This window comes from Microcoleus sp. Pol10D4, from assembly GCF_036701555.1.
In the GTDB taxonomy this organism is placed as follows: domain Bacteria; phylum Cyanobacteriota; class Cyanobacteriia; order Cyanobacteriales; family Microcoleaceae; genus Microcoleus.
The window spans coordinates 63,843-77,960 of the sequence record NZ_JAUBRA010000027.1 but is presented as its reverse complement, the minus strand read 5'-3'; the positions used below and the strand labels follow the sequence as shown (position 1 = coordinate 77,960).

General features: G+C 45.5%; 11 protein-coding genes and 2 pseudogenes. 6 read left to right on the top strand and 7 right to left on the bottom strand.

Translation table 11 applies throughout. The annotated features are described in order from the left end of the window. Positions 1–80 precede the first annotated feature (80 nt). Positions 81–982: pseudogene (locus QUA36_RS31370) on the top strand (ATP-binding protein); the annotation flags it as partial. A 128-nt stretch (positions 983–1,110) separates the two neighbouring features. Here the strand turns inward: QUA36_RS31370 and QUA36_RS15605 are convergent. Then, positions 1,111–3,354 carry a PAS domain S-box protein gene (locus QUA36_RS15605; RefSeq protein WP_333452801.1) on the bottom strand — a complete coding sequence of 748 codons (2,244 nt, stop codon included), beginning with the start codon at positions 3,352–3,354 and terminating at the stop codon, positions 1,111–1,113. Between the two features lie 409 nt (positions 3,355–3,763). Beyond that, positions 3,764–5,242, bottom strand: coding sequence for a leucyl aminopeptidase (locus QUA36_RS15600; RefSeq protein WP_333458306.1), 1,479 nt, complete (start codon positions 5,240–5,242; stop codon positions 3,764–3,766). Between the two features lie 337 nt (positions 5,243–5,579). On the opposite strand from QUA36_RS15600, the gene QUA36_RS15595 reads away from it, so the two are divergent. Further along, entirely contained in the window at positions 5,580–7,778 is a 2,199-nt protein-coding gene (locus tag QUA36_RS15595) for a transglycosylase SLT domain-containing protein (RefSeq protein ID WP_333458305.1), read from the top strand. Between the two features lie 186 nt (positions 7,779–7,964). On the opposite strand, the gene QUA36_RS15590 is transcribed toward QUA36_RS15595, so the two are convergent. Then, positions 7,965–8,462: a pentapeptide repeat-containing protein gene (locus QUA36_RS15590; protein WP_333343785.1), complete on the bottom strand. Its 498-nt coding sequence runs from the start codon at positions 8,460–8,462 to the stop codon at positions 7,965–7,967. Positions 8,463–8,571: 109 nt separating this feature from the next. On the opposite strand from QUA36_RS15590, the gene QUA36_RS15585 reads away from it, so the two are divergent. Then, on the top strand, positions 8,572–8,940 hold the full coding sequence (locus QUA36_RS15585) for a phage holin family protein (protein WP_333458304.1): 369 nt from the start codon (positions 8,572–8,574) through the stop codon (positions 8,938–8,940). 4 nt (positions 8,941–8,944) lie between these two features. Here QUA36_RS15585 and QUA36_RS15580 read toward each other — a convergent pair whose 3' ends face one another. Next, the gene (locus tag QUA36_RS15580; protein ID WP_333158517.1) at positions 8,945–9,742 is read right to left on the bottom strand and encodes a cobalamin biosynthesis protein; all 798 of its coding nucleotides are present in this window, start codon (positions 9,740–9,742) and stop codon (positions 8,945–8,947) included. 120 nt (positions 9,743–9,862) lie between these two features. On the opposite strand from QUA36_RS15580, the gene QUA36_RS15575 reads away from it, so the two are divergent. Beyond that, positions 9,863–10,225, top strand: coding sequence for a hypothetical protein (locus QUA36_RS15575; RefSeq protein WP_333158520.1), 363 nt, complete (start codon positions 9,863–9,865; stop codon positions 10,223–10,225). A gap of 65 nt (positions 10,226–10,290) precedes the next feature. Here the strand turns inward: QUA36_RS15575 and QUA36_RS15570 are convergent. Next, positions 10,291–10,488, bottom strand: a pseudogene (locus QUA36_RS15570) (TetR/AcrR family transcriptional regulator); the annotation flags it as partial. A 75-nt stretch (positions 10,489–10,563) separates the two neighbouring features. Between QUA36_RS15570 and QUA36_RS15565 the strand changes: the two are divergent. After that, positions 10,564–10,926, top strand: coding sequence for a hypothetical protein (locus QUA36_RS15565; RefSeq protein WP_333458303.1), 363 nt, complete (start codon positions 10,564–10,566; stop codon positions 10,924–10,926). A gap of 8 nt (positions 10,927–10,934) precedes the next feature. Here the strand turns inward: QUA36_RS15565 and QUA36_RS15560 are convergent, their stop codons facing one another. Together QUA36_RS15560 and QUA36_RS15555 are read right to left on the bottom strand one after the other, a co-directional pair. Then, on the bottom strand, positions 10,935–11,456 hold the full coding sequence (locus QUA36_RS15560) for a GNAT family N-acetyltransferase (RefSeq protein WP_333458302.1): 522 nt from the start codon (positions 11,454–11,456) through the stop codon (positions 10,935–10,937). 24 nt (positions 11,457–11,480) lie between these two features. Beyond that, positions 11,481–12,098, bottom strand: coding sequence for a TetR/AcrR family transcriptional regulator (locus QUA36_RS15555; RefSeq protein WP_333083393.1), 618 nt, complete (start codon positions 12,096–12,098; stop codon positions 11,481–11,483). A 275-nt stretch (positions 12,099–12,373) separates the two neighbouring features. Between QUA36_RS15555 and QUA36_RS15550 the strand changes: the two genes are divergently transcribed. Further along, positions 12,374–13,969 (top strand): pitrilysin family protein, encoded by a 1,596-nt coding sequence (locus QUA36_RS15550; RefSeq protein WP_333158528.1) that lies wholly within the window; start codon positions 12,374–12,376, stop codon positions 13,967–13,969. Positions 13,970–14,118 lie beyond the last annotated feature (149 nt).

Here is a 14,118-nt window from a genome sequence, read left to right as displayed (position 1 = left end):
AAATACATCAATATACTTACACAGAGAAAATTATTTAGGATTGCTCTAGATATAGAAAATCATTTAGGATTGCTATAGAGGAATATGTCAAAGATTTGCTTATTTTACTTGATATTTATCAACAAGAGTATCCTGAACCCAGTAAAGTAATTCAAGCGAAAATGAAAAAAATGGATTTAGAATTTATCTGGGAAGATTTAATTAAAATTCTGGCATCTATGAAAGCAGGGAGCGATCGCATTAGCCAAATTATCCTGAGTTTGCGTAACTTTTCCCGCTTAGATGAAGCCGACATGAAAGCAGTAGATTTACATACCGGAATTGAAAACACTTTGCTAATTTTACAAACTCGCTTAAGACTGAGCGATAGCAAATCAGAAATACAAATTATTAAAGAGTATGGAAATCTGCCCCATGTCATTTGTTATGCTAGTGAGATAAATCAAGTATTTCTGAGTATTGTCAGTAACGCTATTGATGCTTTTCAATCACTTAATAAAACAGAGAAAAACCCTGTAATCACGATTCAGACTGAAGTCATAAAAAAGACAGGGTTAGAATTAAAATCACTGATAATGGTGCGGGTATCCCGGCGAATCTTCAATCCCGAATATTCGATCCATTTTTTACAACTAAACCAGTGGGTAGCGGTACAGGTTTGGGTTTATCTGTTAGCTATGGTATTGTAAAAAAACATGGCGGTAAATTAACCTGTAATTCTAGAGTTGGAGATGGTACAGAGTTAGCTATCGAGATTCCTATCAGCTATATTAGAGCCTAAAGAAGCTTCTTACTGCTACGCCCGTTGGGATATCAAACAAAAGATATTGGATCATTTAGTGACGACGAAAGCAGTGGGAAAAGGAACGGGTTTAGGATTGGCGATCGCACGGCTGATTGTAGTTGAGAAACACTTTGGTATGCTCGAAGTCAACTCAACTTTAGGCGCGGTACACAATTTACAATTTCACTGCCATGTTGAGCATTACCTGGGTAATTTATAGCCAATTTTTGGATTTTTCTTGAAATTGAAAGTTTTTTACACCCCAGTTTAAAATTTGGGGTGAGCGATCACTTCTGCCAAATTCTCGATACTTCGGTTGCACTAATTTATAAAGGAATCTCGATCGCAAATTCCGTACCTTCTCCTACAGTGGAACGGCAGCTCAAGGCTCCGGCGTGTTTTTCCGCGACAATTCGGTAACTGATGGCTAACCCTAAACCAGTGCCTTTTCCCATCGGTTTTGTCGTGAAAAACGGGTCAAATAATCGGCTCCGCACGTCTTCTGTCATGCCGATCGCATTATCGGAAATGCGGATGCAAATACTATTTTCGTTCAGGGCTTCTGTGCGAATGCTAATAGTTGGTTTCCAATCGTCGCCGCCGGCTGCCGTTAGCGAAGCCCTCGGAGAGGATCGCTTTTTATGGTTGCAAGCATCTTCTAAGGCGTCAATACTGTTGCTAAGCAGGTTCATAAATACCTGATTTAGCTGACCCGCATAACATTCTATTAAAGGAATTTTACCATAATCTTTGATTATTTTAATTTCGGGATAGTCGCCTCTGGCGCGCAGTTTGTTGTGCAAAATTAGGAGCGTATTGTCTATGCCTTCGTGAACGTTGGTAGGCTTTTTTACCGAGTCGTCTAAACGCGAGAAATTTCGCAAGCTCAGAACTATTTCGCGAATGCGATCTGCCCCCATTTTCATCGAAGATAATATTTTTAATAAATCTTCCCTCAGAAATTCTAAATCGATATTGTCAATACATTCTTGAACTTCTACCACGGGCTGAGGATAGTGTTTTTGGTAAAGTTCGACAAGCTGCAACAAGTCTCTGATATATTGGCTGGCGTAGGAAATATTGCCGTAGATAAAACTGACAGGGTTATTAATTTCGTGAGCTACTCCAGCTACCATTTGACCGAGACTTGACATTTTTTCGGTATGAATTAGATGAGCTTGAGTTTCTCGGAGTTCTTTGAGAGCGATTTCTAGCTGCTGGGCTCTGTTGTTGGCGATCGCCTCGGAGAGCCGCAAAGCATCCTCCGCTGCTTTGCGCTCTGTTATGTCAAAAATGGCGCCGTTGAGGGATAAAACTTCACCGTCTGCGTTGAAAAGGGCTTGACCTTTCTCTACAACCCACCGCACATTTCCGTCGCAGTGAATTAGGCGATATTCGATGATGTAAGGTTGTTTTGTCTTAATAGCCCGATCGATAATTGTCTCGATCTGCTCAGCGTCATCGGGATGAACTATACTCGGAAAAGCCTGCACCGGTTTTTGCATAAAGTTAGCCGCAGGATAGCCGGAAATAGCTTCTATGCCACTGCTGATAAAAGTTAGGCTCGATCGCCCAGCAGGGCTGCACCGATAAACCGCACCGGGAATGTTAGAAACTAATGACCTAAATTCTTCTTCCCTTTCTCGCAAAGCTGCCTCAATCCGCTTGCGTTCGCTAATGTCACGAGCAAAAGCGCACTGATATTCTTTGCCGTTAAATTCCAAATGGTTGATCGTAATTTCTACCGGAAAGATGCGACCGTACTTAGTGAGGTGGTGAACTTCAATATTAACCGAACCGCATCGTTTTAAGACTTTCCAGTGCAAACTCCAAGCAGTTTGGGGAAAATCTGGATTGATGTCGTGCACGGTCATCGAGAGCAATTCTGCTGCAGAATATCCCAATGAAGTGCAAGCAGCGTCGTTGACGTACACAAATTTACCGTCGGGCCCGATCCAGAATATCGCATCTGCCGATCGGTCGATCGCAAATTGAGTCAGTTGCAACTTTTCCTCAACCCGGTGGCGATCGGCAATTTCTTTTTCTAACTGTTCATTAAGCGAATTGAGAGCTAAAGTGCGATCAACAATCGTATCTGAAGGATAAAACTTGAGCGATTGTTTTGCCAATTCTCCTTTCTCTATATCATGCGGGTGGTGATTTTCTTCTACCTGTTTTAACGACTGTTGTTGAAATTTTTCTTTTTGATTGAAACCAGACTCGGCAAGTGCTTTCGGCATGAGGGCGAGGGCGATTGCGGCTAAAAGCCAAGAAATCAAAGCACTTGTAGCTTTGAGAGTTACCGACAGCCAATATATGGAATGCCAAAGCGTCCAAACTTCCGTCAATTTAGCCGCACCCCAGGCAAAAAAAACAACCGCAAACAGCAGGAAAATCTTGCGGTGAGAACCTTGGCGGGTAAAATAAACTAAAGATAGGGCGATCGAGCAATAAGCCAGTGCCGTCAGCGAGTCAAAAACAGCGTACAGTCGCAACTCCGGTACCACGTTGCAGGCGAGTCTAGAAGATACAGCAAGTGTGGAAAAAAAAATTGTTAATTGTTCTTGCATAAAGTTCAAGAAAAAAATTATCTGTACCAATGCAAATCCGATCAAATCTAATTATTTGATTTCGGCTAGTGAAATATTTACATAATTATATACTTTTTTCATTTATGAAACAGCTATTTTTTCAGGAAATGTCAAAACTGTCGAGGTGGCGCCCTGAGAACGAAGCTTTTCTCAAATATGAGCAATGGTGAGCGTCACGGCTAGCAACGCTTACGTTGCTCCCTGTCACGGAATACATAGGTTCGCCTACTGATTGCTTCAGAAACATTTAAATTGTTAATGATCGCTATTAAATTTTCTTTTAGATTACTTAGGCAGTGAGCCAGGGGTTAAAAACCCCTGGCTCACAGATGGACTAACAAACTTTTAACGCAGAGAAAATCTCAATTTTTGGGCTGGAAATCCACAATTAAGCGCCGCCCAGCGCCCAATGCACCAAAGTCCGAACTCCAAAACCGGTAGCCCCAGGGCCATTGTAGCCATTTTCTTTGTCAGTCCAAACCGGGCCGGCAATATCTAAATGCGCCCATGCAGTATCCTTTACAAACTGCTTCAAAAATAGCGCCGCCGTAATCGAACCACCGGGACGTGGGCCTGTGTTTTTCATGTCGGCGTGCAATGCTTTCAAGCCCTCAAAATATTTTTCTTCCATCGGCATTCGCCAAAATTTTTCGCCTGCCAATTCTGAGGCGGCGACTATTTCGGCGGCGACGCTATCTTGAGGACTCCACAAACCCGCGATATCGTCGCCTAAAGCAATGACGCAGGCCCCGGTGAGAGTTGCTAAATCGACAATCGCGTCAACTCCCAGTTTATCAGCAAATACCAAAGCATCAGCCAAGGTTAAACGACCTTCAGCGTCGGTATTGTTGACTTCAATTGTTTTGCCGTTGGAAGCTGTAAGGATGTCTCCAGGGCGCATGGCGCGGCCGCTGATCATGTTTTCAGTGACGGCGCTGATAAAGTGAACTTCCACATCGGGTTTGATGTGTCCGATCGCCTTTGCCGCTCCCAAAGTAGCCGCAGCGCCGCCCATATCTATTTTCATCATTTCAATGCCGCTGCCCGCACCTTTGATGTTCAAACCGCCAGAATCAAAGGTCAATCCTTTGCCCACAATTGCTATTTTGCGGCGCGGTGTGCCTTCGGGTTTGTAAGTTAGGTGGATGAATTTGGGGGGTAAATCAGATGCTAGGGCTACGCCGAGAAAGGCTCCCATGCCGAGTTTTTCACAGTCTTCCCGCTCTAATATTTCTAATTCTAAACCGCATTCGGCAGCTAGACTTTGAGCAGTTTCTGCCATGGTAATCGGGGTGACAAAATTTGCCGGCGCTGCGACTAATTCCCGTGCTAAAATGACTCCGGCAGTGATTTGGCGGGCGCGGGCGATCGCACTTTCGGTATCGGCAAAACCAAGCAAATGAATTTGTTCGAGTTGCGGGCTTTTGTCTTCCTTTTCCGATTTGAAACGGTTGTCTTGATTCAGGGAGAGTTCTACACCTTCGGCGATGGCGCTGGCTGTAGAATCCGGCGCGTTTTTCCACACCGGAAAGCTAATTCCGAGGGTTTTGCATTTCTCTTTTTTGGCTAACTTGGCGCAAACGCCCGCAGCTTGCCGCACGGTGTCTAATTTTAAGTCCTCTGTTTTGCCCAAACCGACGATCACAATTTTGCGAATGGGATTATTGCCGCCGACGCGGGTGATGGCGCTCGTGCCCACTTTGCCCTTAAAATCTACTTCCAGTAGCAGCTCTTTCAAAGTACCTGCAAGCTTTTCATCTAATTGTGCCAGCTCGCCGGTGAGTTCCAAGCCGTCCTCAAATAGACCAATTGCCAGGGCGTCTCCTGTCCAAACAGAGCGGGGCGTATCGGTGACTAGAAATTCCATGTTTTGATTTACACTTTAGATTTTAGATTTTTGATTGTACTTTGCAGTGGGTGGTTTGTGGTTTTTCGTTGGTGCGGGTAAATAGATCGATCGCACAAATTTTCGGCTCCACATCAAAATAAATTCTGCTACTATATCAGCCAAGTCCGCCTGCGATCGGATCTTCCACAAATCTCAATCATCTGTTTGGGGGTCGGCTGTCCGTTTTTGCCCCACTATTAACATTTATTTCTCGTTGAACAGGCATCCTGCCTGCGATGGCGTAGAACATCCATCCTGCCTCTGAGGGCTCTTGACAAACGATCGGTTATCTATTGTTATTCTCTTAAATTTTCCCATGCTAAAACGACGCCGGGCCCGATTTTCTGTTTTAATAAGCGTTTCAGTTTGCGTTATTGCGATCGGCTCTTTGGTTGCTGCGATGAAATTGATGGGTTTGGGCTCATCCCAGAAGGCTCAGCAGCCCCTGAATGCAGCGAATTCCGAATCGCAAGTCAAGATGTTGGTATCGCTATCACCGAGCGAGCGATCGGCGAAATTAGTTGAACTCGCAACCACTCAGTCTGCAAGTACGAACCCGCAGCAGGAAATCTCCCCTCAAAGCCGTGCCCGCTACCTGCTGGCCAGCGATTTAATCCAGCAAGGAAATGCCGCCAAAGCATTAAAATTATTGGACAAATTAGAGCAAGAATATCCGGTTTTAGCTGCTCACATTGCCCTAAAAAGGGCCCAAGCCTACCAATTGAGCGGCGACAAAGGCAAAGTCCAAAAAGCTTGGCAGGAACTACTCAAAAACTATCCGAGCGACCCAGTAGCAGCGGAAGCTTTATATGTTTTAGGCAAGTCAAAACCGGAATATTGGCAACAGGCAATTAGTGAATTTCCTGGTCATCCCCGCAGCGTAGAAATTGCCCTCCGCAAGTTAAAAGAAAACCCTAATCAGCCGCAGTTAATGCTGCTCGTAGCAAAATACGGTCATTATGTCAAAGATTACGGGACAATTTTGGAACAACTGGTGCAGCGAAACAGCGCCGGTTTGAAACCGGAAGATTGGGAAGAAATTGCCTTTGGTTATTGGGAAAAACAAGATTATGGCAAAGGAGCTATTGCTTACGGGAAAGCTCCCCGCAACGCCAAAAATCTTTACCGCAAAGCTCGCGGTTTGTGGCTCGACGGAAAAATCCCGGAATCGAGAATTGCCTATCAAGAATTAGTGCGCGAGTTTCCTGATGCCGAAGATACTGGTTTGGGTTTAATTCGGCTGTCGCGGCTGAGCGAGCCAAAGGATGCGATCGTTTTCCTCGATCGAGTTATTAGCAAATTCCCCAATTATGCCCCCGAAGCTTTGTTAGATAAATCCCAACTTCTCGACAAAGCACGCAGTGGTCAATCCGCCTCAGATACCCGCAAATTGCTATTGACAAAATACAACAATTCTGATAAGGCAGGCGAACTGCGGTGGACGATCGCCCAGCAGTATGCCAAAGGCGGAGATTTAAAATCAGCTTGGCAGTGGGCGAGAGAATTAACCACCCACAATCCCGACAGCGAACAAGCTCCAGAAGCAGCATTTTGGGTCGGGAAATGGGCACAGCAACTCGGCCGCCAACAAGACGCCAAGACTGCATTTGACTACACTATCTTACGCTATCCCGAATCATATTTTGCGTGGCGATCGGCTGTACTTCTTGGCTGGCCCGTAGGCGACTTTACCACAGTCCGAGATTTGTCTCCCAATGTAGCGCGGCCGCCTCAGCGCCCCGAACCCACTGCAGGTTCTCCGGCGTTGAAAGAACTCTATCAATTAGGTCAAGATAGAGATGCTTGGACGCTGTGGCAAGTTGAATTTATCGATCGCGTAGAGCCAAGTATTGCCGAACAGTTTACCGACGGTTTAATGCGAGTTGCAGTCGGAGACAATTTAGACGGTTTGTGGATGGTTGGGAGTTTGCGGCAGCGCGATAAACCAGATGATAGAACTCAATACCTCGAACTCAGACAGCAACCGATTTATTGGCAAGCACTTTATCCTTTTCCTTACTTAGAAACCATTGTAAAGTGGTCAAAAGAACGCACAATAAATCCAGTATTAGTAACCGCATTGATCCGGCAAGAATCCCGGTTTATGCCCTCCATCAAATCATCAGTTGGCGCTACCGGTTTAATGCAAGTAATGCCGGAAACAGCAGCTTGGGTTGCTCAACAAATCAGCCTCAAAAAGTATTCATTGGAGAATGTGGACGACAACGTTAAACTCGGTACGTGGTATTTGGATCACACTCACGACGAGTACAAGAATAACTCGATGTTAGCTGTGGCGAGTTATAATGCCGGGCCAAATGCAGTATCAGATTGGTTGAAGAGGTTTAGTTTTAGTGATCCGGATGCTTTTGCGGAAAAAATTCCGTTTCCTGAAACCAAAGGATACGTGAAATCGGTGTTTGAGAATTACTGGAATTATCTGCGGATTTACAATCCCGAAGTTAATCAGTTAATGAGTGAGCATTATGCGGCTGCTCAGAAAAAAGCAAAGTGAATTATTCGTGGTGTGGGGGCGGGTTTATCTAAATTGTTGGTAATCGTTATATCTTTTTGGTGGAACCCGCCCCTACCAAATATGGTTTCGTAGCGGGTTCCACCTACCATAATCGCCCCAAACAAACAATCTCAAAAACCCGCCCCCACCCAATAAACAATCATCAGTAATTGACCGGAGATGATATCAGCGGCATCCCAAAGAATCGCGAGTAGAAATCCCAGTTTGAGAATTAATCCCGGTTGCCTTTGTGCACAATTCTTTAACTTGTGACCCGTCCATAATTGCGTCGGTAAAGTCAGCGCCGGTGATATCAACTCCGTCAAAAGTAGAACGCAGCAAAATTGTTTCCGCTAAAATGGCATCACTTAAATCGGCATTAGTAAATTTAACTTGATCAATCATTGCATTAGTTAAATTGGCGCCGTGCAAATTCGCCTGAGTCATCACCGAAGCGCTCATAATTGCTCCCCGCAAATCGGCATTAGAAAAATTAGTCAAGTCCATATTAGCGTTAGAAAACTCAGCGGCCCGCAGCATTTGACCAGAAAAATCGCGTCTTGTCAGTTCGGCGTTGCTAAAGGACAACGGCGGAGCGTAATATTTAGATTGAGCCAGCGCTGGCTGCGGCAGAATGAAGATAGTTAGCGCCAAGAGCAATGCTGCTAGTTGCCGGAGTTTCATAAATCTGATATTCTCGCAAGGTGGATATTTCGTAGTGTATCCCGAACTTTGGTCGATCGACTAAACAGTTAAAATCTGAATTAAGAGTGATGGAGATGGAAAAAAAGATATGCTAAGTTTTTTCTTAACTTGGATAGTAGCCGCAGTTTCGCTGGTAATTACCGCTAACATTGTACCAGGTATGGCGGTGGTTAGCTTTCCGGCGGCGATGCTGGCTGCTGTTGTTATCGGATTGGTGAATGCGGTTGTCAAACCGATTATTACATTGCTGACGCTGCCTTTGACCGTTATTACTTTAGGTTTGTTTTTGTTTGTTGTGAATGCAATTTCGCTTTCCCTGGCTTCCTGGTTAGCGGCTGCGTTCAATATCGGCTTTGTGGTTAGCGGTTTTTGGCCGGCTTTGGTGGGTTCCATTGTGTTGTCATTCGTTTCTGGGTTGATCGGTCGATTTGTTAATGCCGATACTTTGTCTCAGTAATACATTATCCCGGATATTCGATCGGGCAAACTGCAACCGCTACTGTTACGGCAGAACCCGCCCTAACCCCTCCTTGTGAAAGGGGGGGATTTTTGTTGCGAAATATTTGTTTAGGGACTAAAAGCCTTTCACGGGCGGGTAGGATACCCAGCCCACAACCAGATTCACTCTTTGTGGAACAGGCATCTTGCCTGTTGTTGAGAACGGTACAAGATATCAGTTCGATCGCACACAGTGCCGCAGCTTCTGCTACGCTGGGCGTGCCGACTTCTTTGACTACAATATTTGAAGGATTGGGGACTTCTACGGAACTTAAAATGTCAGCAGCAAAGGTTTTTAACGGCCAATTTCGCGCTTGACAAAGTTCCAGCAAGCCGACTTCACCTGCTTTAGTGTCTATTGTAGCAAGACCTGCGATCGCACTTTCCGCTAAATGATTAGCGCGACATACATTTTGAATCGCAGTTTCGATTAATTCTCGCCCTGTTCCGCGTTCACAACCTATCCCTACCCACAACACTCTCGGATGCCACTGAACCTTTGGCAAAGCAGATTCCGGCGAAAATCTTCTCTGCGTGAAACTAATCCAAATTCGGGCTTTGATAGTTGATAGATTTTCCCCTTCCCAATACAAAGAATGTTTTTCGGGCAGGATGTTGTGCCACAAAGTAGAACCAACTTCTTGAATTACTTCGACAGTTTCCCCTCTAGCAAGAGCCGCCGCCACTCCAGTCCAGTCACCTTCGCCCCGGCTCCAACCGCTGGGAATGTCTAGCATATCTAAAGTAAATTCATCGCTCATTCTTCAGTTATCTATTCTGTAGTTTCACTGCGACCGCAATCTAAAAAGAAACTTAACACTCTGTTGAGTGAAAATTTTGGTATAATTGTAGCATAAACTACAAAAAACCCAACATTTAAGATGGTAGAACTAAATCAGTTACTGTTAGAGCTTGAAAGCAACCTCAAATGGGAAGGACTTATAGAAGAATGGACAGAACGCCGGGAAAGTTGGGTTAGCGATGCGGCAGCATCAGTTAACCTGACATATCTAGCAGAATTGCTAGTTGAATTGGAATCTAACTTGCAGTGGGAATCGGTGGATATTCAGTGGCAAGAGCGTCGGGAAAGTTGGGTAGAAGAATGTCTGGGAGCATCGATTGTTCAAGAAGTATCAAGTTTATTGCTGGAACTTGAAACCAATATAAATTCGGAAGCTATGGCTGATGAATGGCAGCAGAATCGCGAGGATTGGGTACAGCAAATGCACAATTTTAACCAGTAGTTTCGACGACTCAGAGCCTGTAGATATTGCGTTTTCAGGCTCAAAAATTTCCTAATGACTAATGATTAATGACTAATGACTAATGATTCATCTTTCTGCAAAACCCAATTCAAAAAAATATCAGCGAGTCCTTCAGCCATTTCGTGCATTTGCTGCCGAGAAGCATTCGGCTTCATAATCGTATTTTGACTGAAGGGCGCGGCTGCAAACATTCCCAAAAATACCTGAGCCATTTCCCAAAAAGCCTCAGCCACATCGCTCATTATAAAAAACCAACAGTCTAAATCAATAAAATTTGTACCATTATAGCACAAACTGCAAACAAGAAAAAACTTGATATGGTAGAACTAAATCAATTACTGTTAGAGTTTCAATCCCACCTAAACTGGGACGCAGTGAGGGAAGAATGGAAAGAACGTCGTGAGTGTTGGATGAGGGAGGTGTCAGCAGCAAGTGACGAACAACACCTAGCCAAATTGCTAGTTGAATTAGAATCAAATTTTCAGCGAGAAGCGGTACAAAGTCTCTGGAAAGTGATCCGTGAAAGTTGGGTACAAGAATGTCATATAGCATCGACGCTGGAAGAAGTATCAAGTCTATTGCTGGAACTTGAGAGCAATACAACTTGGGAAGTAGTGACGGATGAATGGCAGGATAATCGGGAGAATTGGGTACAGCAAATGTACGAATTTATAGAGTAATAATTCACTTAATCAAAATCAACTTTCATCGTGAATGATGTCCCTGCTGTGCGGTTGATTGTCTCGCTTCCGTCAATTACTTTAAATCCCGATCGCTCGTACAAACTCAGGGCTCGATTCGAGCTTCTGACACTCAGGGATACCGATCGATAAGAGACTTTCGCTGCTGACAACAAACGATCCAGCAACTGCGTTCCTACACCCTGATTTCTATATTCTGGAAGAACGGCGATCGCCAATTCCGGGATAGTATCGTCAACCCAGCCAAACCCCTTGTCATCATTTGTAAACAAACGCAGCCAGGCGGCTCCTACTGGCTGGCTCCCGTTCAATTCGATTGCTGCGAAGCCCAGATCGTTTGCACGTCCCCAATTCTTGACATATTTCGCAATTAAAGGATGATTCACAACCGCTTGCACCGTTGATTCGCCTTCTTCTGCCACGTGCGCCGCTTCATACAGCATTTGCCACAGAAAATGCTCGTCTTCCTGGGTTAGTGGCCGAATAGAATAGTGCAAAACTTTGCCCATAACAACTTTTCCCTGTTGCCCTAATTATTCATCTTTCAGCAAAACCCCATTCAGAAAAATATCAGCGAGTCCTTCGGCCATTTCCTGCATTTCCTGCGGAGAAGCATTCGGCTCCATAATTGTATTTTGACTGAAACCCGCGACTGCAAACATTCCCAAAAATACCTGAGCGACAATCTTCGGATTCATCTTTCGATAAACTCCTTTTTCCATCGCCGTTTCAAAAAAAGCCTCAGCCACATCGCTCATTTTTCCGATGACTTCCAACTGAATTCTGTCGCGCAAATCGGGGTGAAATTGCGCCTCCAAAAAACACACCCGCATCATGTCGCTATTCTCGCGGATATTCAGCATCCGTCGCCGCATCACCTGAGCCACTGCTTTGTAACTGCCCATCTCGCTCAATTCTGTCAGCAAATCCGTCAGCAACTCAACCCATCCTTCCGTCGCCACCTCAATCAAAATCGCTTTTTTATTATCAAAATGCCGAAATAGCGTACCCTCGGCCACCCCCGCCGCTGCTGCTAAATCGCGAGTTGTCGTGCCGTCGTATCCGCTGCGGGCAAACAACCGCTGGGCGGCTTGTAAAATCCGCTTCTTGGTTTCTGTTTCAGAAGGAGGAGACTGATTAAAAATTCGCATGGCTTTGGAATCGGTAATTTCCGACTTGGAACTACGGGTTCGGGACTGAAGGGCTAAATAATGTTAAGTTTTAAGTTGTGCGCGGCTTTGATTCCAAACTTAAAACTCCTCGCCGGGCTCCAGACCCTTTTTGAGATTTGCTGTATCAGCGTAACATCTGCGACGCAACAGATCGCTTATGCCCCCAAAAATCTTTATCCTTAGAAAAGAATCTCTGACCGCCGAGCACAAACATTTTCTTGTTTGACAATCCCAAATCCATAATCGCAAATCGAATGACCCCGCAGTTCCAAAAACCCCGTGAAGCGAAGCTATCCCGTAGGGAAGCGCCCGATCGCAAAACTCGATTCATCGCCTCCCTACTGGCCGCTGTACTGCTGTGGTGGGGAATTTCTCCCGAAATCGCCCTCGCCCGCCCCAACGCCGCTAGTGGCTCCCAAGCAGTCTCTGTTCAACCGTCGCTCGATCGAGTAATCAGCCAAGTCAGCGAATTTAAGCTCGACAACGGCATGAAATTCATCGTACTCGAAAGGCCCAGATCGCCTGTAGCATCGTTTCTGATTCACGCCGATGTGGGTGGGGCAAACGAACCCGACGGTAAAACAGGTGTCGCTCACTATCTCGAACATTTAGCCTTCAAAGGCACGCCAAAAATCGGCACTACCGACTACCAAGCCGAAAAGCCGCTGCTAGAAAAACAAGACCAACTCTTCGAGCAAATGCAAGCAGCCAAGGCTAGCGGCAAAACTGAAGAAGTAGCCCAATTAAAAGCAGAATTTGACAAAGTTGAAGCCGAAGCTTCGCAATTTGTCAAGCGCAACGAACTCGGCAAAATAGTGGAACAAGCAGGTGGAGTCGGACTAAATGCCGCTACTTCCACCGACGCCACAATGTATTTTTACAGCCTTCCAGCTAATAAGTTAGAACTGTGGATGTCGCTGGAATCAGAGCGATTTCTAGAACCAGTATTTCGGGAATTTTACAAAGAAAAACAGGTAATTTTAGAAGAGCGCAGGCTGCGAACGGAGAATTCTCCGATCGGACAAATGGTTGAACTTTTTGCCAACAAAGCTTTCTCTGCTCATCCCTACCGCCGCCCCGTAATTGGCTACGCTGAAGACATTAAAAACCTCAGCCGCAGCGACGTGCAGAATTTTTTCGAGACTCACTACGTCCCCAGCAAGCTTACTGTTGCGGTGGTAGGAGACGTGAAAGCTTCGGAGGTGAAGCGACTAGCTCAAATTTATTTCGGCCGTTACAAGGCGAAACCAGCGCCTCCAGAATTGCAGATTGTCGAACCTCCCCAAACGCAAACTAAGGAAGTGACGCTGAAATTACAAACTCAACCTTGGTATTTGGAAGGATACCACCGGCCGGCGATGAATCATCCCGACAATGCGGTTTATGAAATGATTGGTTCTTTGCTCAGCGATGGTCGCACTTCTCGGCTCTACAAATCTTTGGTAGAACAACAGCAATTGGCGCTGGCTGCTCAAGGTTTCAGCGGTTATCCGGGGGAAAAGTATCCGAATTTGATGTTATTTTACGCTCAAACTGCTCCGGGCCACACGGTTGATGAGGTGGCGGCAGCTTTGAACAAGGAAATCGAGCGCCTGAAAACTGAGCCGGTTTCTGCTTTGGAATTGGAGCGCGTGAAAACTCAGGCGAGAGCCGATTTGTTGCGATCGCTCAATTCTAATATGGGCATGGCATTTGCGCTGGTGGACTATGAAGTAAACACCGGTTCGTGGCGAAATTTGTTCAAGGAATTGGATGCGATCGCGGCTGTTACTCCCGCTGACATTCAGCGTGTCGCTCAGGCAACTTTCCGCCCGGAAAATCGCACGATTGGTAAGCTTTTGCCACTGTAATAAGAAGGAAGAGGGAAGAAGGAAGAAGGAAGAAGGAAGAAGGAAGAGGGAAGAAGGAAGAGGGAAGAAGGAAGAAGGAAGAAACACTCGTTTCCAGGCTCTGCCTGGGAACGCACATCCAAAGGCTCTGCCTCGATTTAGAATCATCA

Coding starts and splice junctions, on each gene's coding strand:
- QUA36_RS15605 (WP_333452801.1), bottom strand. CDS start 3,354: ATGCAAGAACAATTAACAATTTTTTTTTCCACACTTGCTGTATCTTCT.
- QUA36_RS15600 (WP_333458306.1), bottom strand. CDS start 5,242: ATGGAATTTCTAGTCACCGATACGCCCCGCTCTGTTTGGACAGGAGAC.
- QUA36_RS15595 (WP_333458305.1), top strand. CDS start 5,580: ATGCTAAAACGACGCCGGGCCCGATTTTCTGTTTTAATAAGCGTTTCA.
- QUA36_RS15590 (WP_333343785.1), bottom strand. CDS start 8,462: ATGAAACTCCGGCAACTAGCAGCATTGCTCTTGGCGCTAACTATCTTC.
- QUA36_RS15585 (WP_333458304.1), top strand. CDS start 8,572: ATGCTAAGTTTTTTCTTAACTTGGATAGTAGCCGCAGTTTCGCTGGTA.
- QUA36_RS15580 (WP_333158517.1), bottom strand. CDS start 9,742: ATGAGCGATGAATTTACTTTAGATATGCTAGACATTCCCAGCGGTTGG.
- QUA36_RS15575 (WP_333158520.1), top strand. CDS start 9,863: ATGGTAGAACTAAATCAGTTACTGTTAGAGCTTGAAAGCAACCTCAAA.
- QUA36_RS15565 (WP_333458303.1), top strand. CDS start 10,564: ATGGTAGAACTAAATCAATTACTGTTAGAGTTTCAATCCCACCTAAAC.
- QUA36_RS15560 (WP_333458302.1), bottom strand. CDS start 11,456: ATGGGCAAAGTTTTGCACTATTCTATTCGGCCACTAACCCAGGAAGAC.
- QUA36_RS15555 (WP_333083393.1), bottom strand. CDS start 12,098: ATGCGAATTTTTAATCAGTCTCCTCCTTCTGAAACAGAAACCAAGAAG.
- QUA36_RS15550 (WP_333158528.1), top strand. CDS start 12,374: ATGACCCCGCAGTTCCAAAAACCCCGTGAAGCGAAGCTATCCCGTAGG.